Genomic DNA, 24,599 nt, shown 5'->3' on the forward strand with positions numbered 1-24,599 from the left:
CTATTTCTCCTGGCTGACAGGCGCGCAGATCACGGTGATGCCGCGGGCCTGAATCTGATCGCGGGCCTCTACGGGCAGGCGATCATCGGTAATGAGGGTATGGACGCTGCTCCACGGCAGCTCCAGGTTGGGGATCTTGCGGCCGATCTTGTCGGCCTCCACCATCACGATCACTTCCCGGGCAACCTCAGCCATCACGCGGCTCAAGCCCAGCAGTTCGTTGAAGGTGGTGGTACCTCGAACCAGATCGATGCCGTCGGCGCCGATGAACAACTGGTCGAAGTCGTACGAACGCAGAACCTGCTCGGCCACCTGGCCCTGGAACGACTCGGAGTGAGGGTCCCAGGTGCCGCCGGTCATCAACAGCACCGGCTCGTGCTCCAGTTCGCTCAAGGCGTTGGCGACATGCAGGGAATTGGTCATCACCACCAGGCCTGGCTGTTGGCCGAGTTGAGGGATCATGGCGGCGGTGGTGCTGCCGCTGTCGATGATGATGCGCGCGTGTTCGCGGATCCGCTTCACGGCGGCCCGGGCAATGGCGAGTTTGTACTTGGAGACGGTTTGTCCGTTATCGGCCACCAACTCCTGCGGCATCGGCACCGCGCCACCGTAGCGACGCAGTAGCAGGCCATTGGTTTCCAGGGCGGCGAGATCCTTGCGAATCGTAACCTCAGAGGTTTCGAAGCGCTTGGCCAGCTCATCCACACTGACCTCGCCCTGCTCTTGGAGCAAAGCAAGGATGTTGTGGCGGCGCTGTGGCGTATTGCGTTTCGACATGGCGGCTTAAGTTTCGATTCGAAAGATAACGTAAGCAATCAAAACCTATTGCAGCGGCATCGTCAAGGCGCCTGGAGAAAAATTCAGAAATCCTCTCATCACTGTGGGAGCGAGCTTGCTCGCGAAGGGGTCAGACCGGGCAATACAGCTTTACCTGATACACCGCTATCGCGAGCTAGCCCGCTCCCACAGGGGTTGTGGATAACTTTAGGGTTTCTTGATTTTTTCCGGCCGCTTCCAACCGTCGATGTTGCGTTGGCGCGCGCGCGCCACCGCCAATTGGCCGTTATCCACATTCTGGGTCAGGGTCGAACCGGCCGCCGTGGTCGCACCGCTGGAGATATCCACAGGCGCCACCAAGGAGTTGTTGGAGCCGATGAAGACATCGTCACCCATTACGGTTTTCCACTTGTTGGCGCCATCGTAGTTGCAGGTGATGGTGCCGGCGCCAATGTTGGTGCGGGCGCCGACTTCAGCGTCACCCAGGTAGGTCAGGTGGCCAGCCTTGGCGTCTTCGCCCAAATGAGCGTTCTTGAGTTCGACGAAGTTACCCACATGGGCACGGGCTTCCAGCACGGAGCCTGGGCGCAACCGCGCGAACGGGCCGGCGTCGCTGCCTTCGCCCATGACCGCGCCCTCGAGATGGCTGTTGGCCTTGATCACCACGCCTTTGCGCAGGGTGCTGTCCTTGATCACGCAGTTCGGGCCGATGATCACGTCGTCTTCGATGACGACCTTGCCTTCGAGGATGACGTTGATATCGATGACCACGTCGCGACCCACGCTGACTTCACCGCGCACATCGAAACGGGACGGATCGCGCAAGGTCACGCCCTGGGCCATCAGGCGGCGGGCGGCGCGCAATTGATAGTGGCGCTCCAGCTCGGCCAGTTGCCGACGATCGTTGGCGCCCTGCACTTCCATGGCGTCCAGCGGTTGCTCGGTAGCCACCACCAGCCCGTCAGCGACCGCCATGGCAATCACATCGGTCAGGTAGTACTCGCCCTGGGCATTGTTGTTCGACAGACGACTCATCCAGTCGCCCAGACGCTCGGCCGGCACAGCCAGGATCCCGGTGTTGCCCTCGGTGATCGCGCGCTGTGCCTCGCTGGCGTCCTTTTGCTCGACAATCGCCGTCACCTGGCCGTCGGCGTTGCGCACAATGCGGCCGTAACCGGTGGGGTCATCCAGCTCGACGGTCAGCAGGCCCAGTTGCTGTGGGGCGACGTGCGTGAGCAGGCGCTGCAAGGTCTCGACTTCGATCAGCGGCACATCGCCGTAGAGAATCAGCACCGTATTGGCCGTGATGAACGGCACGGCCTGGGCCACGGCATGACCCGTACCCAGTTGTTTGTCCTGCAGCACGAAATTCAGGTCATCCGCCGCCAGGCGTTCGCGTACCGCATCGGCACCGTGGCCGATGACCACGTGAATGCGCTGTGGATCAAGTTGCCGCGCGCTGTGGATAACATGACCGAGCATGGAATTGCCGGCGACCGGGTGCAAGACCTTGGGCAACGCCGAACGCATGCGGGTGCCTTGGCCGGCCGCGAGGATAACGATTTCAAGAGACATGACTGGCTACCAATCCTGGGTGGTCAGCGGCTGCGACCAGGTAATGAATAGGGGAAAAGAAAAAAGGGTAGCCGAGGCTACCCTTTTTAATCAATCGCACAGAAAGCAGACGGCTTAGCCGCCGAACTTCTTGCGGATCTGCTGGACGGTACGCAGCTGGGCTGCGGCCTCGGCCAGACGTGCGGCAGCAGAACCGTAGTCGAAGTCTGCGCCTTTTTCGTTCAGAGCCTTCTCGGCAGCCTTGACGGCTTCCTGAGCGGAGGCTTCGTCCAGGTCGGCAGCACGTTGCACAGTGTCGGCAAGGACCTTGACCATGTTCGGCTGAACCTCGAGGAAACCACCGGAGATGTAGAACACCTCCCTTTCCCCGCCCTGCTTGGTCAGAGTAATCGGACCTGGCTTCAAGCTGGTGATCAGCGGTGCGTGACCCAGGGCGATACCAAGATCACCCAGCTCACCGTGCGCAACCACAAACTCGACCAGACCGGAGAAGATTTCCCCTTCCGCACTGACGATATCGCAATGGACTGTCATAGCCATCTGATTGCCTCAACCTAAATTAGCGCCCGTTGCCGGGCGCCGGGATTACAGTTTCTTGGCTTTCTCGATCGCTTCTTCGATGCCGCCGACCATGTAGAACGCTTGTTCTGGCAGGTGGTCGTAGTCACCGTTGAGGATGCCTTTGAAGCCAGCAATGGTGTCTTTCAGGGAAACGTATTTACCCGAGGCACCGGTGAAGACTTCAGCCACGAAGAACGGCTGCGACAAGAAGCGCTGGATCTTACGAGCACGGTTTACCAACTGCTTGTCGGCTTCCGACAGCTCGTCCATACCCAGGATCGCGATGATGTCCTTCAGTTCCTTGTAACGCTGCAGCACGTACTGGACGCCGCGAGCGGTGTCGTAGTGCTCCTGGCCGATCACGTTCGGGTCCAGTTGGCGCGAAGTCGAGTCCAGTGGATCTACCGCTGGGTAGATACCCAGGGAAGCGATGTCACGGGACAGAACGACGGTGGCGTCCAAGTGGGCGAAGGTGGTCGCTGGCGACGGGTCGGTCAAGTCGTCCGCTGGTACGTATACCGCTTGGATCGAGGTGATCGAGCCTTGCTTGGTGGAAGTGATGCGCTCTTGCAGCACGCCCATCTCTTCAGCCAGGGTCGGCTGGTAACCTACTGCCGAAGGCATACGGCCCAGCAGTGCGGATACTTCGGTACCGGCCAGGGTGTAACGGTAGATGTTGTCGACGAACAGCAGAACGTCGTTACCTTCGTCACGGAACTTCTCGGCCATGGTCAGGCCGGTCAGGGCTACGCGCAGACGGTTTCCCGGCGGCTCGTTCATCTGGCCGTAGACCAGTGCCACTTTGTCCAGAACGTTGGAATCCTTCATCTCGTGGTAGAAGTCGTTACCCTCACGAGTACGCTCACCCACACCGGCGAACACGGAATAACCGCTGTGCTCGATGGCGATGTTACGGATCAGTTCCATCATGTTTACGGTCTTGCCTACACCGGCACCACCGAACAGACCGACTTTACCGCCCTTGGCGAACGGGCAAACCAGGTCGATAACCTTGATGCCGGTTTCCAGCAGTTCGTTGCCACCAGCCTGTTCAGCGAAGGTTGGCGCAGGACGGTGAATGCCCCAGCGTTCTTCGGTGTCGATCGGGCCAGCTTCGTCGATCGGGTTGCCCAGTACGTCCATGATCCGGCCCAGGGTCGCTTTACCGACCGGTACGGAGATGGCTGCGCCAGTGTTGTTGACGTCCAGACCGCGCTTCAAGCCCTCGGTGGAGCCCATCGCAATGGTACGAACCACGCCGTCGCCCAGCTGCTGCTGAACTTCCAGGGTGGTTTCGGCGCCTTGAACCTTCAAGGCGTCGTAGATGCTCGGTACGCTGTCGCGTGGGAATTCCACGTCGATAACGGCGCCGATGATTTGAACGATACGTCCGCTACTCATAGCTGGATCCTCTGAATATTTGAACCGTTAAACCGCGGCAGCGCCGCCGACGATTTCCGAGATCTCTTGGGTGATCGCAGCCTGACGCGCCTTGTTGTAGATCAGCTGCAAATCGCTGATCAAATCACCGGCGTTGTCGGTAGCGTTCTTCATCGCGATCATCCGCGCCGCTTGTTCAGCTGCGTTGTTCTCGACCACCGCCTGGTAGACCTGCGACTCCACGTAGCGGACCATCAAGCCGTCGAGCAGCTCCTTGGCATCCGGTTCGTAGAGATAGTCCCAGTGGTGCTTGAGTTCCTGTTCCGGGGTCGCCACCAGTGGAATCAACTGCTCCACGGTCGGCTGTTGCGTCATGGTGTTGATGAACTTGTTGGATACCACGGACAGGCGGTCGATCCGGCCTTCCAGGTAAGCATCCAGCATCACCTTGACGCTGCCGATCAGGTCATTGATCGACGGTTCTTCACCCAGGTGGCTGATAGCAGCGACGACGTTACCGCCGAAGTTGCGGAAGAAAGCCGCACCCTTGCTACCGACCACGCACAGATCGATCTCGACGCCTTGTTCGCGGTTTACCGCCATGTCCTTGACCAGGGCCTTGAACAGGTTGGTGTTCAAGCCACCGCACAGACCACGGTCACTGCTCACCACAACGTAACCGACGCGCTTGACGGCGCGTTCGATCATGAACGGGTGGCGGTATTCCGGGTTGGCGTTGGCCAGATGACCAATCACCTGGCGGATGCGCTCCGCATAAGGACGGCTAGCAGCCATGCGCATTTGTGCCTTGCGCATTTTGCTGACCGCCACTTTTTCCATGGCGCTGGTAATCTTTTGCGTGCTTTTGATGCTCGCAATCTTACTGCGAATCTCTTTTGCGCCTGCCATGTAACACCTATCAGGTTAGCAAGCGGGAGCCTTGCGGCTCCCGCTGCGGCTTACCAGGTTTGGGTGGCCTTGAACTTCTCGATACCGGCCTTGAGGCCAGCGTCGATTTCGTCATTGAAGTCACCTTTAACGTTGATCTTGGCCATCAAATCGGCGTGATCGCGGTTGAAGAAAGCGATCAGCGCTTGTTCGAAGCTGCCGATCTTGGCGATTTCAATGTCAGTCAGGAACCCACGCTCAGCGGCATACAGCGACAGCGCCATGTCAGCGATCGACATTGGTGCGTATTGCTTCTGCTTCATCAGCTCGGTAACGCGCTGACCATGCTCAAGTTGCTTACGGGTCGCTTCGTCCAGGTCAGAAGCGAACTGGGCGAATGCCGCCAGTTCACGGTACTGGGCCAGGGCGGTACGGATACCACCGGACAGCTTCTTGATGATCTTGGTCTGAGCGGCACCACCCACACGGGATACCGAAACACCGGCGTTCACAGCAGGACGGATGCCCGAGTTGAACATGGCCGATTCCAGGAAGATCTGACCGTCGGTGATGGAAATCACGTTGGTCGGAACGAACGCGGAAACGTCGCCAGCCTGGGTTTCGATGATCGGCAGCGCGGTCAGGGAACCGGTCTTGCCAGTCACTGCGCCGTTGGTGAACTTCTCTACGTACTCTTCCGAAACGCGGGATGCGCGCTCCAGCAGACGGGAGTGGAGATAGAACACGTCGCCTGGGTAGGCTTCACGGCCTGGTGGACGGCGCAGCAGCAGGGAAATCTGGCGGTAGGCCACTGCTTGCTTGGACAGATCGTCATAAACGATCAGCGCGTCTTCACCGCGGTCGCGGAAGTATTCGCCCATGGTGCAACCGGAGTACGGTGCCAGGAACTGCAGTGCGGCCGATTCGGAAGCACTGGCGGCAACGATGATGGTGTTAGCCAGTGCACCGTTCTCTTCCAGCTTGCGAACCACGTTGGCGATGGTCGATTGCTTCTGACCGATGGCCACGTAGACGCAGAAGATGCCGCTGTTTTTCTGGTTGATGATCGCGTCGATCGCCAGAGCGGTCTTACCGATCTGACGGTCGCCGATGATCAGCTCACGCTGGCCACGGCCGACAGGGATCATGGCATCGACAGCCTTGTAGCCAGTCTGTACAGGCTGGTCTACCGACTTACGCCAGATCACGCCTGGAGCAACTTTCTCGACCGCGTCGGTCTCGGTGTTGTTCAGCGGACCTTTGCCGTCAACAGGGTTACCCAGTGCGTCGACAACGCGACCCAGCAGTTCCTTGCCTACCGGAACTTCGAGGATGCGGCCGGTGCACTTGGCGCTCATGCCTTCAGCCAGCGTCGTGTATGCGCCCAGTACCACGGCACCTACAGAGTCTTGCTCCAGGTTGAGGGCCATACCGTAGACGCCGCCCGGAAACTCGATCATCTCGCCGTACATGACGTCGGCCAGACCGTGAATCCGCACGATGCCGTCAGATACGCTGACGACAGTGCCTTCGTTACGGGCTTGGGAGGTCACATCGAGCTTTTCGATGCGGCCCTTGATAATTTCACTTATTTCGGAAGGATTGAGTTGCTGCATTGCTCTGCTGCCCCTTCAAACTCAAGATTTCAATGCTTCGGCAAGTTTCGCGATTTTGCCGCGAATCGAGCCATCGATAACCAGGTCGCCGGCGCGGATGACAACGCCCCCAATCAGGGACTTGTCTTCCTCGACTTGCAGGCGCACTTCCCGGTTGAGTCGTGCACTGAGAACCTTGGCGAGTTTGTCTTGCTGTTCTTGGTTCAATGCAAAAGCACTGGTGACTTCCACGTCTACCGATTTCTCTTGCTCGGCCTTGTACAGGTCGAAAAGAGCGGCGATCTCCGGCAGAAGCGGGAGACGGTCGTTTTCGGCAACGACATGGATGAAATTCTGTGCCTTGGCATCGAACTTGTCGCCGCACACGTCAATGAACGTGGCGGCCTTTTCTGCGCTCGTCAGTCGCGGGGCCTTGAGCACGCGCTGCATGGTGCCGTCTTGCGACACCGCTGCTGCCAGGCCGAGCATGGCTGACCAATTGGCCAGTTGCTGGTGGGCCTGAGCGTGCTCGAAGGCCGCCTTAGCGTAAGGTCGGGCCAACGTGGTCAGTTCTGCCATGATCGCCCTCGCTTAGATTTCAGCAGCCAGTTTGTTTACCAGCTCTGCGTGCGCGTTTTGATCGATTGTGGCACCCAGGATCTTCGAAGCACCGCCAACGGCCAGAGCACCCACTTGGGCACGCAGCGCGTCTTTGACACTGTTGAGTTCCTGTTCGATCTCGGCTTGAGCCTGAGCCTTCACACGGTCAGCTTCGACGCGAGCCTGTTCACGGGCTTCGTCGACAATCTGGGTACCGCGTTTCTTGGCTTGCTCGATGATTTCAGCTGCCTGAGCTTTCGCTTCGCGCAGTTGCTGACCCACTTTCTCATGGGCCAACTCCAGGTCGCGAGCTGCACGGCTGGCAGCGTCCAGACCATCAGCGATCTTCTTTTGACGTTCGTGCAATGCCGCAATGACCGGAGGCCATACGAACTTCATGCAGAACAGTACAAAAATCAGGAACGCAACGGACTGGCCAATCAGGGTCGCATTAATGTTCACGCCAACACCTCGCAGTTACGTTGTCCATCACACCAATCTACTCGAGACATCCGAGTAATTAGCCAGCGATTTGACCAACGAACGGGTTCGCAAAGGTGAAGAACAGCGCGATACCAACACCGATCATGGTCACGGCGTCGAGCAGACCGGCCACGATGAACATTTTGACTTGCAGCATTGGAACCATTTCTGGCTGACGCGCTGCGCCTTCCAGGAACTTGCCGCCCAACAGGCCGAAACCAATTGCGGTACCCAGTGCGCCCAGGCCGATCAACAGTGCAACAGCGATAGCGGTTAGACCAACTACAGTTTCCATCTTTCCTCCCGACTTTTACGTCGTATGGTTTAGGTTTTTTAGATTAAAGCGGTAAAACAAATCGTTTCTCAGCCCGGTTCGGGCTCCTTCCCGTTTGACCGGGAAGGACATCAGACTAGTCGAGACTGGCCTTAATGGTTTTCTTCGTGCGCCATCGACAGGTAGACGATGGTCAGCATCATGAAGATGAACGCCTGCAGGGTGATGATCAGGATGTGGAACACAGCCCACGCCCACTGCAGAACTACACCCAGGCCGCTGAGCCAGAGCAGGCCGCTGCCGAACATCACAGCGATCAGGATGAACACCAGTTCGCCGGCATACATGTTGCCGAACAGACGCAGTGCCAGAGAAATCGGTTTGGCGATCAGGGTCACGAATTCCAGCAGGAAGTTCACCGGAATCAGCAGGGCCTGAACGAGGATGTTCTTGCTGCCGAACGGGTGCAGGGTCAGTTCGCCGATGAAGCCGCCGATGCCCTTGACCTTGATGCTATAGAAAATGATCAGTGCGAAAACCGAGAACGCCATGCCCAGGGTCGCGTTCGGGTCGGTGGTCGACACGGCGCGGAACGGGATGTGCTGATCACCGGAGATCAGGATGGCCAGTTGGGGAATCCAGTCGACCGGTACCAGGTCGACGGCGTTCATCAGGAACACCCAGACGAAGATGGTCAGTGCCAGCGGCGCGATCACCGGGCTGCGGCCATGGAAGCTGTCTTTCACGCTGCCATCGACGAATTCGACCAGTACTTCAACGAAGTTCTGCAGTGCACCTGGCTGACCGGAGGTCGCCTTCTTGGCCGCCATGCGGAAAAGAAGAACGAAAATCAGGCCCAGTGCGACCGACCAGCCGAGGGTATCGACGTGGAAAGCCCAGAAGCCCATTTCCTTGGCTTCTGCTGCGGTGTGGGCAAAACCCCAGCCGCCGTTGGGTAGCTGACCGAAGGTCAGGTTCTGCAAGTGGTGCTGGATATAGCCCGAAGCGGTTGTCTCTGCCATGGTTGCCTCAAACGCCCTAAGGTCTCGAAAGTCTTGTTCTCATTAGCAGGGGAGCGAACCAGCTGACCAGTTGGGTCAGCACGAAGACGCCGAATACAGCCAGCGGCGCCAATGGCTTCACACCTGCGAACGTCAGTGCAAACAGCACTGCCGTCAAAATCAGTTTCCCCGCCTCGCCGGCATAAAAAGACCGGACGATAGCCTGGGCTGCTCGGGCGCCGGAAAACCGAAAGGCCCTGTGAGCGAAGTAAATATTGGGAAGCAAGGCTATCAGGCCTCCGCAAAGGCCTGAGTATCCGGCGACGACTCCTTTCCATTGCCAGAGCGCCAATGTGGCGATCAGTACGACGGTGAATTGAGCCATCAGAACCGGGAAAACTGCCAGACGATGGAACGGCAAGCGGTTTGGCGTGCGGGTTTCCATCGCTTTTGCTCTCCAATAGTCGGCCGCCATAATTCAATAACTTGGCATAATTTGTGCCGACAAAATGCGCGCAGAGTATAGGGGCGGTTCTGCCCCTATTCAACTGTCAGGTAGTGATTTCCGACTGCGCGCTACAAGAGCAATTGTTTCAGCGAATGTGTGCAAGGACACCTTGCAACTCATCGAGGGAGTTATAACCAATCACCAATTGGCCCTTGCCCTTCTTTCCGTGGCGAATCTGCACCGCAGAGCCCAGGCGCTCGGCCAGGCGTTGTTCGAGGCGGGCGATATCCGGATCGGTCTTGGGTGCCTCGACAGGTGCCGGTTTGCCACTGAGCCACTGGCGAACCAGTGCCTCGGTTTGGCGCACGGTGAGGCCGCGTGCGACAACGTGTCGCGCCCCTTCAACCTGTTGATTTTCCGGCAAACCGAGCAATGCCCGGGCATGACCCATTTCCAGGTCGCCATGGGACAGCATGGTCTTGATGACTTCCGGCAACGCGATCAGGCGCAGCAGGTTGGCCACGGTCACGCGGGACTTGCCCACCGCCTCGGCGACCTGTTGCTGGGTCAGCTGGAATTCCTGCTGCAAGCGCTGCAGGGCCACCGCTTCCTCGATCGGGTTGAGGTCTTCACGCTGGATGTTCTCGATCAGCGCCATGGCGATGGCCGTTTCATCCGGCACATCGCGGACCATCGCCGGGATGGTTTCCTGGCCGGCCTGCTGGCTGGCGCGCCAGCGACGTTCACCGGCGATGATCTCGAAGCGTCCATTGGCGATCGGCCGGACCACGATCGGCTGCATCACGCCCTGGCTCTTGATCGATTGGGCCAATTCTTCCAGCGCCTGCGGGTCCATGTCCCGGCGCGGCTGGTATTTGCCGCGCTGGATCAGGTCCAGGGGCAAGTGCTGCAACTCGCGCTGGTCGGCCTGTACGGCCTGTTCTTCCAGCGAGCTGACAGTCGGACCGCTGAGCAGTGCATCCAGTCCACGTCCGAGACCTCGTTTCTTGACGGCCATGGGGTTTCCTTAAGTTGGCTGGGCTGCAGCGGTGCGTGGGTTGCGGCGCTGACGACGAACCATCTCGCCCGCCAGGGCCAGGTAAGCCAGCGCACCACGGGATTGTTTGTCGTAGGCCAGGGCCGGCATGCCGTAGCTCGGCGCTTCGGCCAGACGGATGTTACGGGGAATGACGGTGTCGTAGAGCTGCTCGCCGAAATGTTCCTTGAGCTGGGCCGAGACATCGTTCATCAGGCTCAGGCGCGGGTCGTACATGGTCCGCAACAGGCCTTCGACCTTCAGGTCCGGGTTCAACAGTTCGGCGATGCGCTTGATGTTATCCACAAGGTCGCTCAACCCTTCCAGGGCGAAGTACTCGCACTGCATGGGGATAATGACCCCATCGGCGGCCACCAGGGCGTTGAGGGTCAGCATCGACAGCGACGGCGGGCAGTCGATCAGGATGTAATCGTAGTTTTCCCGGATCGGCGCCAAGGCGCTGCGCAGGCGGCTTTCCTTCATCTGCATTTCCAGCAGCACCACTTCGGCCGCCGTCAGGTCACGGTTGGCCGGCAGCAGTTGATAACCGCCATGTTCGGAGAAGTGCATGGCCTGGCCCAGATCGCATTCGCCGATCAGGACATCGTAGATGGAGTTTTCCAGGCCATGCTTATCCACACCGCTGCCCATGGTGGCGTTGCCCTGTGGATCGAGATCGATCAACAGCACCCGGCGCTTGGTCGCGACCAGGGATGCTGCGAGGTTGATGCAGGTGGTGGTCTTGCCCACACCACCTTTCTGGTTCGCTATCGCGAATACCTTAGCCATTCTTGCTTGTGTTCCCAATCATGCCGTGCGGCGCAGTATCAGCAGATGGCGTTGGCCTTGGCAACCGGGTACGGCCAAGGCGTGTTCGCTATCGAGGTGGAAGTCTGCCGGCAATGCTACCAGCTCATCGGCCGGATGAACGCCCTTCATTGCCAGCCAGCGCGTATCGGCGTCGCCCAGGTGGCGAGTCCAGTTGCTGAAGTTCTCCATGCTGCTGAACGCCCGGGAGATGATCCCGTTGAACGGCTCGGCAGGCTGGAACGCTTCGACGCGGCTGTGGATAACTTGCAGGTTATCCAGTTTGAGTTCGAGTTTGACCTGGGTCAGGAAGCGGGTTTTCTTGCCGTTGCTGTCCAGGCAGGTCACTTGCGAGTCGGGAAACAGGATCGCCAGGGGGATTCCCGGCATGCCACCGCCACTGCCGACGTCCAGCCAACGACCGTTTTCGATGAAGGACATGACGCTGAGGCTGTCGAGCAGATGCCGCGAGACCATTTCATCCGGATCGCGCACGGCGGTCAGGTTGTAGGCCTTGTTCCATTTGATCAACAGCGCCAGATAACCCAGCAATTGCGCGTGCTGGACTTCGGTCAGGCTGACGCCGAGTTCACGGGCACCTGTGGATAACTCTTCAGCGTGTTGCGAGGTGACCATCGAACTCAAGCGCTTTGCTCCAACTGGCGGCCCGCGCCGCGTTTTTTCAAATGAATCATCAACAGGGAAATCGCCGCCGGCGTGACGCCGGGAATGCGTGAGGCCTGGCCCAGGGTCTCTGGACGGGTCGCACCGAGCTTGCTCTGGATTTCTTTCGACAAGCCGGAAATGCCGGTGTAATCAATATCCACAGGCAGCTTGGTGTCTTCGCTGGCGCGCAGGCGAGCGATTTCATCCTGCTGGCGGTCGATGTAACCGGCGTACTTGGTCTTGATCTCGACCTGTTCGGCCACCTGCGGATCTTCCGCGCCCTGGCCGGTCACTTCCACCAGCCCGGCGTAATCTATTTCCGGACGGCTCAAGAGGTTGAGCAGGTTGTATTCGTGGGTCAGCGGCGTACCGAATTTCGCCGCGATGGCATCGCCCTGCTCGGTACCGGGACGAACCCAGGTGCTTTTCAGGCGTTGCTCTTCCAGCTCGATACGCTCGCGTTTCGTGCAGAAAGCGGCCCAGCGCACGTCATCCACCAGACCCAGCTCGCGACCTTTCTCGGTCAGGCGCAGGTCGGCGTTGTCTTCACGCAGGATCAGGCGATATTCGGCGCGGGACGTGAACATCCGATACGGTTCCTGGGTACCCAGGGTAATCAGGTCGTCCACCAGCACACCGATGTATGCCTCATCGCGGCGCGGGCACCAGCTGTCTTTGCCCTGGGCACGCAGTGCCGCGTTGGCACCGGCCAACAACCCTTGGGCGCCGGCCTCTTCGTAACCGGTGGTGCCGTTGATCTGCCCGGCGAAGAACAGGCCGCCGATGACTTTGGTTTCCAGGCTGTACTTCAGGTCACGCGGGTCGAAATAGTCGTATTCGATGGCGTAGCCGGGGCGAACGATATGGGCGTTTTCCATGCCGCGAATCGATTGCACGATCTGCAGCTGCACATCGAACGGCAGGGAGGTGGAGATTCCGTTCGGGTACAGCTCGTGTGTGGTCAGGCCTTCCGGCTCGATGAAGACCTGGTGGCTTTCCTTGTCGGCAAAGCGATGGATCTTGTCTTCGATCGACGGGCAATAACGCGGGCCGATGCCTTCGATTTCACCGGCAGCGGAATACATCGGCGAACGATCGAGGTTCGCCGCAATGATTTCATGGGTGCGGGCATTGGTGTGGGTGATCCAGCAACTGACTTGCCGTGGATGCTGTTCCTTGTTGCCCATGAACGACATGACCGGGATGGGCGTATCGCCAGGCTGCTCGCTCATCACCGAGAAATCCACAGACCGACCGTCGATACGCGGTGGCGTACCGGTTTTCAGCCGACCGACACGCAGCGGCAATTCACGCAGGCGCTGGGCCAGGGCGATCGACGGCGGATCACCGGCGCGACCGCCGGAAAAGTTCTGCAAACCAATGTGGATAAGTCCACCGAGGAAGGTCCCGGTGGTCAACACCACGGAATCGGCGAAGAAACGCAGGCCCATCTGCGTCACGACACCGCGTACCTGATCCTGCTCGACGATCAGGTCATCGGCCGCTTGTTGAAATATCCACAGGTTCGGCTGGTTTTCCAGGATTTCGCGGACAGCGGCCTTGTACAGGACGCGGTCGGCCTGGGCGCGAGTCGCGCGAACGGCGGGGCCTTTGCGGCTGTTCAATACGCGAAACTGGATGCCACCCTTATCGGTGGCCATGGCCATCGCGCCCCCAAGGGCATCGATCTCCTTGACCAGGTGGCTTTTGCCAATGCCACCAATGGCAGGGTTGCAGCTCATGGCGCCGAGGGTTTCCACGTTATGCGTCAGCAACAGGGTTTTTGCCCCCATGCGCGCTGATGCAAGTGCTGCCTCGGTACCGGCATGACCGCCGCCGATGACGATCACTTCAAAACGGGAAGGGAAATCCACCACGCACCTCGTGCCTGCTTTATTCAGGTAATTCGGAAATAGGTTTTGAGTCTGGCCCTGGGCGTTTTTCGAGCCAGGTCGGCAAGTATAGGGACTTCGTCCTTTCTAAAGAACCCTTTGCACAAAATTTAACCAGCTGTGGAGAACTCGCGGTTAAAAAAATAAAAAAGAAAGAAATTTATAAAACCTTTGTTTTTATGTTTATTCTTACTGCCCTACCTATCTGTGGATAACATCCTGTAGGCCTTTATTTACGTTGTGTACATGGATTCAAAACCCTGTGGTCATGTGGCATTGAGGGGCTTGGATAACCGGTGTAAGCCTGTGGATGAATGAGGCAGTTATCCACAGAGGGGATTATCCTCGGTTTTCAAGGAGGGTTATCAACGGATCTCAGGGGCAGTTATTCACAGGGCTTAATCGTGCTTTTCGAGCACCTTGCGAAGAGCGTTGCACCCGGCTACGGCTGAAAACCTGGACGAGGCGAAAGGCCTATTGTGAGAAAACGTAACAGAGGCTAATAATAGCTATTATCATTAACGCCTCCCCCACTATGCCTCTGTCTTCCCATACCGCTGCCATCGAGCAAATTTATGAGCAACATCACTCGTGGCTGTACGGGTGGCTCAAGGGCAAGTTGCATAACGCTTGCGATGCCGCTGATGTTGCGCATGACACCTTTGTGCGGATCCTCGGAGCACGCAATGCCGTGCAGATTCGCGAACCGCGGGATTACCTGGCCACGGTCGCGCGAGGCTTGGTGATTGATCGTTATAGAAGGCAGGCTATCGAAGCGGCCTACCTGGAATCCCTTTCAGCGCGCCCCGAAGCCACTGCGATCAGTGAAGAAGACAAGGCATTGATCATCGAGACGCTGATCGCTGTGGATAAAGCCTTGGCGGGATTGGGAGCACGGACCCAGAGAATTTTCATGCTGTCGCAGATCGATGGGCTGACTTATCAACAGATCGCCCTGCAATTGAAGGTTTCCCTGACCACTGTGAAAAAGCACATGGTGCGCGCGCTCACCGAATGCGCACTGGTCATGGCCGAACGCTGATGCCGGCCCCGGATCGCAAAGTCTTCGAAACGGCTGCCAGTTGGTACGTGCAGTTCCAGGACCAATCCCCTACGCACGCCGAGCGCCTGGCTTGGCAGGATTGGCTCGACAGCGACCCTGCCCACCAGGCCGCGTGGCTGCAGATCGAACAGTTGCAACGCCATCTCGGTACGTTGCCTCAAGCCCTTTCACGGCGTGCATTGAGCACCGGGCAACACCGACGGCAAATGCTCAAGCTGCTGTTGCTGCTGGCCGGCACGGGTTATGTGGGGTGGAATCTCCAGGAGCACACGCGGTTGACCTCGGTCTGGGCCGATTACAAAACGGCAGTGGGTGAGCGTCGCACCCTCGATCTGGCGGACGGTAGCCGGGTTCATCTCAACACAGAGACAGCCATCGATGTTTCGTTCGATGCGCATCGACGATTGATCCGCTTGTTCAGCGGGGAAATCCTGGTCCAGACCGGCAAGCGCCAGGACGCGCGGCCCTTTTTCGTCGAAACCGGTGATGGTCGCATCGAGGCGCTGGGCACGCGATTCACTGTACGCCAACTGTCCGACGTGACCCGGGTGGGCGTGCTGGAGGATCGGGTCAGCGTGGCGCCAGGTGGAGCCTTGGGCAGCGCCGGTATCCTGAAAGCCGGTGAGCAGGCTGATTTCAACGGTCAGGGCATGGGGGCCATCCACGCCTACCCGTCCTCGCAGGCGGCGTGGGTGAACGGCCAGCTCATCGTCCTCGATACGCCCCTGGGCGACGTCATTGACGAGCTGGGGCGTTATCGCCCCGGTGTTCTGCAATGTCAGGAGCGGGCACGGCATCTGCGCGTGTCCGGTACGTTACGCCTGGATTCCACGGATGCCGTGTTGGCCAACCTCCAGGCGTCGTTACCCATTCAGGTTCGGTATTTCACCCGGTATTGGGTATCGATCACACGGGTGGATTGAGAAAAATCCGGAGACAGGAAAATAAACAGGCCACAGGGTTATCTTTTTTTGTGCTGATCCGGCCCTTCAGGTAATCGCGATAACGCGGCTCTTTGCCAACCTCCAGGGCTTACCCACTCATGCGCCTTCCTACGTTTCGCCAACGTTTATCCCAGCATTGCATCGCCTACAGCCTGTTGATGACGGGTGCCGCAAGCGGCCTGCTGGTCGCCTCCAACGCTTTTGCCAGCACCGCCACGCAACATTACGCCATTGCCGCCGGCTCGCTGGACAACGTCCTGAGCCAGTTCGCCGCGACAGCCAATGTCATCCTCTCATTCTCTCCTCGACAGACCGGCCAGATGCGTAGCCCGGGATTGACCGGCGACTACTCCGTTGAACAGGGATTCGCGCAATTGTTGCAAGGCTCGGGACTCCAGGCCGTGGCTCAGGCACCTGGCAGCTATACCCTGTTCGCGTTGCCGGCGAACGCCTCGATCGAATTGGCACCCACGAGCATCAGTGCGGCGGCGGCCAACCCGATGGACCTGGATTACAGCGCTGATGTGGGCTACAAGGCGAAAAACAGCCGGATCGGCACGAAAACCAGCACGCCTTTGTCGGAAACGCCGCGCTCGGTATCGGTGGTCACCGGCCAGCGCATGAAAGACCAGAAGTCCCAGACCCTGACCGATGTCTTGGGTTATGTCCCTGGAATCTTTGCCCCGCCTTTCGCCGCCGGCGATAGCCTGGCCGGGGACCTGTTCTACATTCGCGGGTTCAACGCCACGGATTACGGTTATGGTCTGCTGCGCGACGGCCTGAGAGTCCAGGGTAATCGCTACGACACCAGCTCGGAGCCGTACGGCCTGGAGCGGGTCGAGGTGTTCCGCGGGCCTTCCTCGCTGCTTTACGGTGAGAACGCGCCGGGTGGCCTGGTCAATCTCGTCAGCAAGCGCCCGACTGCCGTGCCACAAGGTGAGGTCCAGCTGGGCTACGGCTCCCACAACCGACGCCAGCTGGGTGTGGATGTCTCCGGGCCGCTCGCCGAGAACGACAACATCCAGGGCCGGATCGTGATGTTGGGCCGTAACGCGGATACCCAGACCGACCATGTCCCGGACGACCGCCTCTACATCGCGCCCTCCCTGACGCTTGATTTCGATGATTTCAACACGCTGACCCTGCTGGCCAACTATCAGAAGGATCACACCAACATGGAGCTCGGGCTGCCGGCCGCCGGTACGCTGCTGAGCAACCCGAACGGTCAGTTATCCAAGGACACCATGCTCGGCGATCCGGACTGGAACACATTCGAGCGAGAAACCTGGAGCACCGGCTACGAATACAGTCACAGCTTCAATGACGATTGGCAGTTCCGCCAGAATTCGCGCTACCTGCAGTCACGCATCACCCGCCACGAAACCTGGCCCGGCAATTTGAACAATGGCGGCTTCGGCCGCCGCGTGAACGTCACCGCTTATGACCGTTTCAACAAATCGATGGTGTATTCCCTGGATAACCAGTTGGAGGGCAAATTCAAAGTCGGTGGCCTGGAAAATACCCTGTTGTTCGGTGCCAGTTATGACCGCACATCGTTCAATCAGGATTGGAATGCTGGATTCGTAGGGCCTGTGGATATCTACGATCCCGTGTACATCGGCGATCCACAGACGCCGATCGCCGTGCAAAACACCCTGATCGAACAACAGATGAAAGGGGTTTATACACAGCTGCAAAGCAAGTACGACCGTTGGTTGTTCCTGCTTGGCGGGCGCCAGGATTGGGTCGACAGCGATTTCCGTGACAAGGTCGCCAGCGCAGGGAACCTCAGCTCAAAGGACAAGAAGTTCACCTACCAGGGTGGGCTGATGTACCAGTTCGACAATGGCATGACGCCTTACGTCAGTTACTCGACGGCGTTCGTCCCGGTGCAGCAGATTTCCAACGCTGGCACCCCCCTCGAGCCGATTACCAGCAGCCAGTACGAAGTCGGCCTCAAGTACGAGCCCAATGGATGGGATACTGCCTTCACCGCTTCCGTCTACGATTTGCGCAAGAAGGACGACACGTACTTCGACGCCACCACGTCCACCTATCGCCAGGTGGGTGAAAGCCGCGCCAAAGGCGTGGAGCTGGAGCTCAATAGCAACCTCACGCCCAGTCTGAATGTCACGGCCGCCTACACCTACACCGATGCCCGGGTCACCAAGGATGCGGCGACCTCTTTGGTAAAAGGACACCAGATGACCGGCGTGCCACGAAACCAGGCGTCTGTCTGGGCGAAATACCGCTTCCTCGAAAGTGACCTGAAGGGCCTGTATGTGGCAGGTGGCGTGCGCTACTTCGACAGTGCATTCGCCTACACCTCGCCCACCCTGTATGGAAAACTCGATGCCGGCGACGTCACCCTGGTGGACGCCGCCATTGGCTACCAGATCGACACCCATTGGAGCGTCGACCTGAATGCAAAAAACCTGTTCGACAAGGAATATGTGTCGGGATGCAACGATGCGGGGCGCTGCTACTGGGGGGAAGATCGAACGCTGCTCGGCACGGTTTCCTATAACTGGTAAAAAAGGCTGTGGATAAATTGTCCACAGCCTTTTTTTCATTTGCCGATGCAGAAGCTGGAAAAGATGCGTCCCAGCAAATCATCAGAGCTGAAAGCGCCGGTGATTTCGCCCAATGCATGCTGGGCCTGGCGTAGGTCTTCGGCGAGCAGTTCGCCGGCACCGGCCAAAGTCAGTTGAGCGCGACCGTGCTCCAGGGCGGCACTGGCATGGCGCAAGGCTTCCAGATGCCGCCGGCGAGCGCTGAAACTGCTTTCCGAGGTCTGCTCGTAGCCCATGCAGGCCTTGAGGTGCTCACGTAGCAGCTCCAGGCCTTCACCCGCCGACTTCGCGCTCAGGCTGATGGTCACGTGCCCGTCAGCGCTGACTTCCAAGGCAATCGATTCCCCGGTCAGGTCGGCCTTGTTGCGAATCAGGGTGACTTTCGCCGGATCCGGGCGGACCTCGAGGAATTCCGGCCACAAGGCAAAGGGATCGTCTGCTTCCGGTGCGGTGGCATCCACCACCAGCAATACCCGGTCGGCTTCACCGATGGCCTTGAGTGCGCGTTCGACGCCGATCTTTTCCACCTGGTCCTCGGTGTCGCGCAAGCCAGCCGTATCCACCACGTGCAGCGGCATGCCGTCGATGTGGATATGTTCGCGGAGAATGTCCCGGGTGGTGCCAGCGATCTCGGTGACGATCGCCGCCTCGCGGCCGGCCAGGGCATTCAACAGGCTGGATTTGCCGGCATTCGGTCGTCCAGCGATCACCACAGTCATCCCATCGCGCAACAAGGCACCCTGCCCGGCTTCGCGCAGTACTGTGGATAACTCGTCGCGCACTTTATCGAGCATGCTCAGCACGTGGCCATCGGCGAGGAAGTCGATTTCCTCTTCCGGGAAGTCGATCGCGGCCTCGACGTAGATCCGCAGGCCGATCAATTGCTCGGTGAGGTTATGCACACGCTGGGAAAACGCGCCCTGCAGGGAACGTAACGCGTTGCGCGCAGCCTGTGCAGAACTGGCTTCGATCAAATCGGCAATCGCCTCGGCCTGGGCGAGGTCGAGCTTGTCGTTGAGGAACGCCCGTTCGCTGAATTCCCCCGGCCGGGCCAGTCGACAACCCAATTCCAGGCAGCGCTTGAGCAGCATGTCCAACACGATCGGGCCACCGTGGCCTTGCAGTTCCAGCACATCTTCGCCAGTGAACGAATTCGGCCCGGGGAAATACAAGGCCAGCCCTTCGTCGAGCACCTGCTGGTCATCACTGAAAAACGGGCCGTAATGGGCGAACCGCGGCTTGAGTTCACGACCGCTGATAGCCTTGGCCGCGGCACTGGCCAAGGGCCCCGAAATACGGACGATGCCGACACCGCCGCGACCTTGGGCGGTGGCAACGGCGGCGATGGTTTCACGCGGTGCGCTCATAAACCGGTATCCAGACAAAAATGGCAGATAGCAAAACGCCCCACTAGGGGGCGTTTTGTGTGGTTATCCACAGAGCAAGTTACGCCTCGGCTTTTTTGGTCGCCGCTTCGATCTTACGCGTGATGTACCACTGCTGAGTGATGGACAACACGTTGTTCACAACCCAGTACAGCACAAGACCCGCCGGGAACCACAGGAAGAAGAAGGTGAAGATGATTGGCATCATTTTCATGACCTTCGCCTGCATCGGGTCCGGAGGCGTCGGGTTCAGTTGCTGCTGGATGAACATGGTCGCGCCCATGATGATCGGCAGGATGAAGAACGGATCCTTGATCGACAGGTCGGTAATCCACAGCATGAACGGTGCCTGACGCATCTCCACGCTTTCCAGCAACACCCAGTACAGCGACAGGAACACTGGCATCTGCACAAGAATCGGCAAGCATCCACCCAGCGGGTTGATCTTCTCTTTCTTGTACAGCTCCATCATGGCCTGGGACATTTTCTGCCGGTCATCGCCATGCTGTTCTTTCAGGGCGGCCAGTTTCGGCGCCACTGCACGCATGCGTGCCATGGATTTGTAGCTGGCGGCCGACAATGGGAAGAAGATCCCCTTGATCAGCATGGTCAGGAAAATGATCGACCAGCCCCAGTTACCGACGATGCTGTGGATATGTTGCAGCAGCCAGAAGATCGGCTGGGCAATGAACCACAGGAAACCGTAGTCGACGGTCAGTTCCAGGCCTGGGGACAGCTGTTTCAGCACCGCCTGGCTTTTTGGGCCGGCATACAGGATGGCGCTGGTTTCGACTTTCGCACCTGGCGCGGCAGTCAATGTCGGGCCGGTGTAACCGATGATGAAGTTGCCCTTGCTGTCTTTACGCGTCTGGACAACGTTGCTGTCGCCCTTCTGCGGGATCCAGGCTGTTACAAAATAGTGCTGCAGCCAGGCAACCCAGCCACCTTGTACGGTTTCCTTGAGCTGACCCTTGTCCATGTCCTTCATGGACACTTTCTTGTACGGCTCCGAACTTGTCCACAGGGCGGCGCCCAGGTAAGTCGCGGTGCCGGTGGCGGTGCTGGAGGAAGGATCGTCGCTGGCGTCACGCTTGAGTTGCGCGAACATCGCACCGGACCAAGGCTGGGTGCTCTGGTTGTCGATCAGGTAAGAGACGGTGACGTCATACAGGCCGCGTTTCAGGGTGAAACGCTTGATGTAGTTGACACCGTCCTTGCTGAACTTCAGGTCCACGACCAATTGGTCCTGACCGTCAGCCAGTTGATAAGTCTTCTTCTCGGCAGAGTAGACCGGGCGACCGGCCGGGTTCGAATCCGGGCCGTTGCTACCAATCAGGCCACTTTGGGCCAGATAGGTGCGCTCGTTACCGTTGTCGAACAACTGGAACGGGATGTCCGGATGATCCTGGCGACGCGGGTACAGCGGCAGCTTCAGCTGGGCGACGTCACCACCTTGTGGATCGATTGCCAGCTCGAGCACGTCCGTCTTGACCTGGATGAGATCTTTGCTTGCGGCCACAGGGGCTTCGGCAGGCGCGCTGGTATCGCTTGCCGCGCGTGGGACGTCGTCATTGCTGGCAGCATTGTTGCCAACGGGAGCATCCGGCAGGCTCGGTGCGGTATTGCTGGCTGCAACATTCTGAGTCGGCAGGGCAGCCTGCCCATAGTCCTGGTTCCATTTAAGGACCATGACGTAGGACACGATTGCCAGGGCGACGATCAGGATCGTGCGTTTGATATCCATGATTACTCGGCCATCGAAGAAGAACGGGAGGTAGGGATAGGCGGAACCGGGTCGTAACCGCCGGGATTCCACGGATGACAGCGACCTAAACGACGAAAGGTCAGCCAGCCACCGCGCAGTAGGCCATGATTTTCTATGGCTTCGTACGCGTAGCAGGAACAACTGGGGTAGAAACGACAGTGATTGGCCATCAAAGGACTAATGGCATAGCGATAAAACTGGATCGGAACGAGTGCCAGTTTACGCATCGGGACTGTCTACCCCTACAGTTTCGGTGTTGACCGCTGGTACTGGCTTGTTGCGTGCCAGACGTTTCCAGAGCTTGCCGAAATGCTGAATCAATTCGGGGTTTTCTACGTCACCCAAACCTTTGCGCGCGACGATAACGATGTCCCATCCAACCAGTGAATCCTGGTTCAGGCGAAACGATTCGCGCATCAGACGTTTGAGGCGATTGCGCTCAACGGAGAGCTTGACGCTCTTTTTCCCGATAACCAGCCCTAGTCGGGGGTGATCGAGATCGTTGTTGCGCGCAAGGAGCAGGAGATTTTTCCCCGGAACCTTGCCGGTAGGGGAGTCAAAGACTGCCTTGAAATGCCGGGGTGTAAGCAGACGCTTTTCCCGACTGAAGTCCTGACTCACCTCCAGTGCCGGATTATCAAACTGCCAGACGCGCACGACCTTTGGCGCGACGACGCGACAGGACGGCACGACCGTTCTTGGTAGCCATGCGAGCACGGAAACCGTGGGTACGAGCGCGTTTGATAGTGCTTGGTTGGAAAGTACGTTTCATGTCGTGTTACCTGGTTCGTCCACAACGGGCCGGAATGGCCCCCGTTTTAAGAGACCGGGGATTCTAGAGAAAGCAAGCCTCTAGGTCAATTTCCAACCAGCGTTTCCTTTAAATAGATATCCAGCCCCTTTCGACGGATTCATCACACAGCGCTAGATATAGAAATAAAGAAGGGAATTATTTAAAGCTTTTCTGTAAAGCTTATAAAAGCAAGGTTGCCACCTGTCTGTGGATAACCATGCCAAGGCCTTGTAATCCGCCATGTACAGAGAATGACAACTACAGGGGAAAGCAGTGGCCAGCCTGTGCTCCGCTGTCGGATAAGCTGTGGGTGGAATGGCCTGTTATCCACAGGGCGGTTATCCACCGAGTTTCGCCCCCACTTGTGCAACGACCTCAGGCTCGGTTATCCACAGAGCTTATCCACCGACCGTCGGTCGTCTTTCTCTCGCTTAACGCATTGATAAATCATGGGCAATGAGCAACCTGCGTGTGGATAAGTGCACGTCTGCTCGCTACAATGGCCGCTTGTTTTTGCCTCACCGGCTTTCAACTTAGGGGATATCCGTGTCAGTGGAACTTTGGCAGCAGTGCGTGGAGCTTTTGCGCGATGAGCTGCCTGCCCAACAATTCAACACTTGGATCCGTCCACTACAGGTCGAAGCCGAAGGCGACGAGTTGCGTGTCTATGCACCGAACCGTTTCGTTCTCGACTGGGTCAACGAAAAGTACCTGGGCCGGGTCATGGAACTGCTCGACGAGCATGGCAATGGCATGGCGCCTGCGTTGTCCTTATTAATAGGCAGCAAACGCAGTTCGGCACCCCGCGCCGCGCCCAATGCGCCGCTGGCCGCCGCCGCGTCACAGGCCCAGCAGGCTGCCCCGGCCCCCGTGAACAACCATGCCGCCCCGGCGCCCGCGCCTGCCCCGAGCAAACGCAACACGCAAAAAGTCGCCGACGTCAGCGAAGAGCCTTCCCGGGACAGCTTCGACCCCATGGCTGGTGCCAGCTCCCAGCAGGCTCCGGTGCGGGCCGAACAGCGCACCGTCCAGGTCGAAGGTGCGCTCAAGCACACCAGCTACCTGAACCGGACCTTTACCTTCGAGAATTTCGTCGAAGGTAAGTCCAACCAACTGGCCCGCGCGGCGGCCTGGCAGGTCGCGGACAACCCCAAGCACGGTTACAACCCGCTCTTCCTTTATGGCGGCGTCGGCTTGGGTAAGACCCACTTGATGCACGCCGTGGGCAACCATCTATTAAAGAAGAATCCGAATGCCAAGGTCGTGTACCTGCATTCGGAGCGTTTCGTGGCCGACATGGTCAAGGCGCTGCAACTGAACGCCATCAACGAGTTCAAGCGCTTCTACCGTTCGGTAGACGCTTTGCTGATCGACGACATTCAGTTCTTCGCCCGCAAGGAACGTTCCCAGGAAGAGTTTTTCCACACCTTCAACGCATTGCTTGAAGGCGGACAGCAAGTCATCCTCACCAGTGACCGCTACCCGAAAGAGATCGAAGGCCTCGAGGAACGCCTCAAGTCGCGTTTCGGCTGGGGCCTGACGGTGGCTGTCGAGCCGCCGGAGCTGGAGACCCGGGTCGCGATCCTGATGAAGAAGGCCGACCAAGCCAAGGTCGAGCTGCCTCACGACGCGGCATTCTTCATCGCTCAGCGTATCCGCTCGAACGTGCGTGAGCTCGAAGGTGCCCTCAAGCGGGTGATTGCCCATTCGCACTTCATGGGCCGCGATATCACCATCGAGTTGATTCGCGAATCCTTGAAGGACCTGTTGGCGCTTCAGGACAAGTTGGTTTCTGTGGATAACATTCAGCGAACGGTTGCTGAATACTACAAAATCAAGATCTCCGACCTGCTGTCCAAACGCCGTTCGCGTTCGGTGGCACGTCCGCGCCAGGTGGCCATGGCCCTGTCCAAGGAACTGACCAACCACAGCCTGCCGGAAATCGGCGATGTGTTTGGCGGACGCGACCACACCACCGTGCTGCACGCGTGCCGCAAGATCAACGAACTTAAGGAATCCGACGCGGACATCCGCGAGGACTACAAGAACCTGCTGCGTACACTGACCACTTGATGACCACCAGCGCAGCTTAT

The 24,599-nt window shown here is 58.6% G+C and carries 24 protein-coding genes; 4 read left to right on the top strand and 20 right to left on the bottom strand.

Going from position 1 to position 24,599, the window contains the following annotated elements; all coding sequences use genetic code 11:
* The 15 genes from BLU85_RS14660 to mnmG all read right to left on the bottom strand — a co-directional run bounded on the left by BLU85_RS14660 (position 1) and on the right by mnmG (position 13,965).
* Positions 1-777, bottom strand: coding sequence for a DeoR/GlpR family DNA-binding transcription regulator (locus tag BLU85_RS14660; RefSeq protein WP_060739917.1), 777 nt, complete (start codon positions 775-777; stop codon positions 1-3).
* 207 nt (positions 778-984) lie between these two features.
* A complete protein-coding gene (gene glmU, locus BLU85_RS14665; protein WP_092200204.1) occupies positions 985-2,352 on the bottom strand; it encodes a bifunctional UDP-N-acetylglucosamine diphosphorylase/glucosamine-1-phosphate N-acetyltransferase GlmU in 1,368 nt (455 codons plus the stop codon).
* Between the two features lie 114 nt (positions 2,353-2,466).
* Positions 2,467-2,892, bottom strand: a complete 426-nt coding sequence (locus tag BLU85_RS14670; RefSeq protein WP_072407653.1) for a F0F1 ATP synthase subunit epsilon — start codon at positions 2,890-2,892, stop codon at positions 2,467-2,469.
* 45 nt (positions 2,893-2,937) lie between these two features.
* Positions 2,938-4,314 (bottom strand): F0F1 ATP synthase subunit beta, encoded by a 1,377-nt coding sequence (atpD, locus tag BLU85_RS14675; RefSeq protein WP_003187186.1) that lies wholly within the window; start codon positions 4,312-4,314, stop codon positions 2,938-2,940.
* 27 nt (positions 4,315-4,341) lie between these two features.
* Positions 4,342-5,202: a F0F1 ATP synthase subunit gamma gene (gene atpG / locus BLU85_RS14680; RefSeq protein ID WP_072343713.1), complete on the bottom strand. Its 861-nt coding sequence runs from the start codon at positions 5,200-5,202 to the stop codon at positions 4,342-4,344.
* 50 nt (positions 5,203-5,252) lie between these two features.
* Positions 5,253-6,797, bottom strand: a complete 1,545-nt coding sequence (gene atpA, locus BLU85_RS14685; protein ID WP_024777788.1) for a F0F1 ATP synthase subunit alpha — start codon at positions 6,795-6,797, stop codon at positions 5,253-5,255.
* A gap of 21 nt (positions 6,798-6,818) precedes the next feature.
* A complete protein-coding gene (locus BLU85_RS14690; protein ID WP_060739913.1) occupies positions 6,819-7,355 on the bottom strand; it encodes a F0F1 ATP synthase subunit delta in 537 nt (178 codons plus the stop codon).
* A 12-nt stretch (positions 7,356-7,367) separates the two neighbouring features.
* Positions 7,368-7,838 (bottom strand): F0F1 ATP synthase subunit B, encoded by a 471-nt coding sequence (locus tag BLU85_RS14695; RefSeq protein WP_047230097.1) that lies wholly within the window; start codon positions 7,836-7,838, stop codon positions 7,368-7,370.
* Between the two features lie 58 nt (positions 7,839-7,896).
* Complete coding sequence (gene atpE, locus BLU85_RS14700; RefSeq protein ID WP_003097235.1) at positions 7,897-8,154, bottom strand: F0F1 ATP synthase subunit C; 258 nt, start codon at positions 8,152-8,154, stop codon at positions 7,897-7,899.
* Between the two features lie 131 nt (positions 8,155-8,285).
* Positions 8,286-9,155: a F0F1 ATP synthase subunit A gene (gene atpB / locus BLU85_RS14705; protein ID WP_058542464.1), complete on the bottom strand. Its 870-nt coding sequence runs from the start codon at positions 9,153-9,155 to the stop codon at positions 8,286-8,288.
* A 16-nt stretch (positions 9,156-9,171) separates the two neighbouring features.
* On the bottom strand, positions 9,172-9,579 hold the full coding sequence (locus BLU85_RS14710; RefSeq protein WP_053126821.1) for a F0F1 ATP synthase subunit I: 408 nt from the start codon (positions 9,577-9,579) through the stop codon (positions 9,172-9,174).
* A gap of 148 nt (positions 9,580-9,727) precedes the next feature.
* Entirely contained in the window at positions 9,728-10,600 is an 873-nt protein-coding gene (locus BLU85_RS14715) for a ParB/RepB/Spo0J family partition protein (protein WP_003187197.1), read from the bottom strand.
* Between the two features lie 9 nt (positions 10,601-10,609).
* Positions 10,610-11,407: a ParA family protein gene (locus BLU85_RS14720; RefSeq protein ID WP_003207100.1), complete on the bottom strand. Its 798-nt coding sequence runs from the start codon at positions 11,405-11,407 to the stop codon at positions 10,610-10,612.
* Positions 11,408-11,425: 18 nt separating this feature from the next.
* Positions 11,426-12,061 carry a 16S rRNA (guanine(527)-N(7))-methyltransferase RsmG gene (rsmG, locus tag BLU85_RS14725; protein ID WP_170847586.1) on the bottom strand — a complete coding sequence of 212 codons (636 nt, stop codon included), beginning with the start codon at positions 12,059-12,061 and terminating at the stop codon, positions 11,426-11,428.
* Between the two features lie 5 nt (positions 12,062-12,066).
* Positions 12,067-13,965, bottom strand: coding sequence for a tRNA uridine-5-carboxymethylaminomethyl(34) synthesis enzyme MnmG (mnmG, locus tag BLU85_RS14730; RefSeq protein WP_092200198.1), 1,899 nt, complete (start codon positions 13,963-13,965; stop codon positions 12,067-12,069).
* Positions 13,966-14,518: 553 nt separating this feature from the next.
* Here mnmG and BLU85_RS14735 point away from each other — a divergent pair.
* The 3 genes from BLU85_RS14735 (at position 14,519) to BLU85_RS14745 (ending at position 18,524) form a co-directional block, all read left to right on the top strand.
* A complete protein-coding gene (locus BLU85_RS14735) occupies positions 14,519-15,025 on the top strand; it encodes a sigma-70 family RNA polymerase sigma factor (protein ID WP_092200195.1) in 507 nt (168 codons plus the stop codon).
* Positions 15,025-15,969 carry a FecR domain-containing protein gene (locus BLU85_RS14740; RefSeq protein ID WP_092200192.1) on the top strand — a complete coding sequence of 315 codons (945 nt, stop codon included), beginning with the start codon at positions 15,025-15,027 and terminating at the stop codon, positions 15,967-15,969. Before BLU85_RS14735 ends, BLU85_RS14740 begins: the two co-directional genes overlap by 1 nt.
* Before the next feature lie 119 nt (positions 15,970-16,088).
* Positions 16,089-18,524, top strand: a complete 2,436-nt coding sequence (locus BLU85_RS14745; RefSeq protein WP_092200189.1) for a TonB-dependent siderophore receptor — start codon at positions 16,089-16,091, stop codon at positions 18,522-18,524.
* A gap of 35 nt (positions 18,525-18,559) precedes the next feature.
* On the opposite strand, the gene mnmE is transcribed toward BLU85_RS14745, so the two are convergent.
* From mnmE to rpmH, 5 genes are all read right to left on the bottom strand, one after another.
* The gene (gene mnmE / locus BLU85_RS14750; RefSeq protein ID WP_092200186.1) at positions 18,560-19,930 is read right to left on the bottom strand and encodes a tRNA uridine-5-carboxymethylaminomethyl(34) synthesis GTPase MnmE; all 1,371 of its coding nucleotides are present in this window, start codon (positions 19,928-19,930) and stop codon (positions 18,560-18,562) included.
* A gap of 79 nt (positions 19,931-20,009) precedes the next feature.
* Positions 20,010-21,692, bottom strand: a complete 1,683-nt coding sequence (yidC, locus tag BLU85_RS14755) for a membrane protein insertase YidC (protein WP_092200183.1) — start codon at positions 21,690-21,692, stop codon at positions 20,010-20,012.
* Between the two features lie 2 nt (positions 21,693-21,694).
* Positions 21,695-21,940 (bottom strand): membrane protein insertion efficiency factor YidD, encoded by a 246-nt coding sequence (gene yidD, locus BLU85_RS14760; RefSeq protein ID WP_080921994.1) that lies wholly within the window; start codon positions 21,938-21,940, stop codon positions 21,695-21,697.
* A complete protein-coding gene (gene rnpA / locus BLU85_RS14765; protein ID WP_218130119.1) occupies positions 21,933-22,334 on the bottom strand; it encodes a ribonuclease P protein component in 402 nt (133 codons plus the stop codon). The genes yidD and rnpA overlap by 8 nt, the downstream gene beginning before the upstream one ends.
* Positions 22,335-22,350: 16 nt before the next feature.
* The gene (gene rpmH / locus BLU85_RS14770) at positions 22,351-22,485 is read right to left on the bottom strand and encodes a 50S ribosomal protein L34 (RefSeq protein ID WP_003213577.1); all 135 of its coding nucleotides are present in this window, start codon (positions 22,483-22,485) and stop codon (positions 22,351-22,353) included.
* Positions 22,486-23,052: 567 nt separating this feature from the next.
* Here rpmH and dnaA point away from each other — a divergent pair.
* Entirely contained in the window at positions 23,053-24,579 is a 1,527-nt protein-coding gene (gene dnaA / locus BLU85_RS14775; RefSeq protein ID WP_092200177.1) for a chromosomal replication initiator protein DnaA, read from the top strand.
* Positions 24,580-24,599 lie beyond the last annotated feature (20 nt).

This window comes from Pseudomonas sp. NFACC14, assembly GCF_900106885.1.
Classification (GTDB): Bacteria; Pseudomonadota; Gammaproteobacteria; order Pseudomonadales; family Pseudomonadaceae; genus Aquipseudomonas; species Aquipseudomonas fluorescens_AA.

What these genes read in the sequence shown, in the direction of transcription:
- rsmG (WP_170847586.1), bottom strand. Translation starts at nt 12,061, where the DNA reads ATGGTCACCTCGCAACACGCTGAAGAGTTATCCACAGGTGCCCGTGAA.
- BLU85_RS14715 (WP_003187197.1), bottom strand. Translation starts at nt 10,600, where the DNA reads ATGGCCGTCAAGAAACGAGGTCTCGGACGTGGACTGGATGCACTGCTC.
- atpE (WP_003097235.1), bottom strand. Translation starts at nt 8,154, where the DNA reads ATGGAAACTGTAGTTGGTCTAACCGCTATCGCTGTTGCACTGTTGATC.
- BLU85_RS14710 (WP_053126821.1), bottom strand. Translation starts at nt 9,579, where the DNA reads ATGGAAACCCGCACGCCAAACCGCTTGCCGTTCCATCGTCTGGCAGTT.
- BLU85_RS14670 (WP_072407653.1), bottom strand. Translation starts at nt 2,892, where the DNA reads ATGGCTATGACAGTCCATTGCGATATCGTCAGTGCGGAAGGGGAAATC.
- mnmE (WP_092200186.1), bottom strand. Translation starts at nt 19,930, where the DNA reads ATGAGCGCACCGCGTGAAACCATCGCCGCCGTTGCCACCGCCCAAGGT.
- atpB (WP_058542464.1), bottom strand. Translation starts at nt 9,155, where the DNA reads ATGGCAGAGACAACCGCTTCGGGCTATATCCAGCACCACTTGCAGAAC.
- yidD (WP_080921994.1), bottom strand. Translation starts at nt 21,940, where the DNA reads ATGCGTAAACTGGCACTCGTTCCGATCCAGTTTTATCGCTATGCCATT.
- BLU85_RS14690 (WP_060739913.1), bottom strand. Translation starts at nt 7,355, where the DNA reads ATGGCAGAACTGACCACGTTGGCCCGACCTTACGCTAAGGCGGCCTTC.
- BLU85_RS14720 (WP_003207100.1), bottom strand. Translation starts at nt 11,407, where the DNA reads ATGGCTAAGGTATTCGCGATAGCGAACCAGAAAGGTGGTGTGGGCAAG.
- yidC (WP_092200183.1), bottom strand. Translation starts at nt 21,692, where the DNA reads ATGGATATCAAACGCACGATCCTGATCGTCGCCCTGGCAATCGTGTCC.
- BLU85_RS14735 (WP_092200195.1), top strand. Translation starts at nt 14,519, where the DNA reads ATGCCTCTGTCTTCCCATACCGCTGCCATCGAGCAAATTTATGAGCAA.
- rpmH (WP_003213577.1), bottom strand. Translation starts at nt 22,485, where the DNA reads ATGAAACGTACTTTCCAACCAAGCACTATCAAACGCGCTCGTACCCAC.
- BLU85_RS14745 (WP_092200189.1), top strand. Translation starts at nt 16,089, where the DNA reads ATGCGCCTTCCTACGTTTCGCCAACGTTTATCCCAGCATTGCATCGCC.
- atpD (WP_003187186.1), bottom strand. Translation starts at nt 4,314, where the DNA reads ATGAGTAGCGGACGTATCGTTCAAATCATCGGCGCCGTTATCGACGTG.
- glmU (WP_092200204.1), bottom strand. Translation starts at nt 2,352, where the DNA reads ATGTCTCTTGAAATCGTTATCCTCGCGGCCGGCCAAGGCACCCGCATG.
- atpG (WP_072343713.1), bottom strand. Translation starts at nt 5,202, where the DNA reads ATGGCAGGCGCAAAAGAGATTCGCAGTAAGATTGCGAGCATCAAAAGC.
- BLU85_RS14740 (WP_092200192.1), top strand. Translation starts at nt 15,025, where the DNA reads ATGCCGGCCCCGGATCGCAAAGTCTTCGAAACGGCTGCCAGTTGGTAC.
- atpA (WP_024777788.1), bottom strand. Translation starts at nt 6,797, where the DNA reads ATGCAGCAACTCAATCCTTCCGAAATAAGTGAAATTATCAAGGGCCGC.
- BLU85_RS14660 (WP_060739917.1), bottom strand. Translation starts at nt 777, where the DNA reads ATGTCGAAACGCAATACGCCACAGCGCCGCCACAACATCCTTGCTTTG.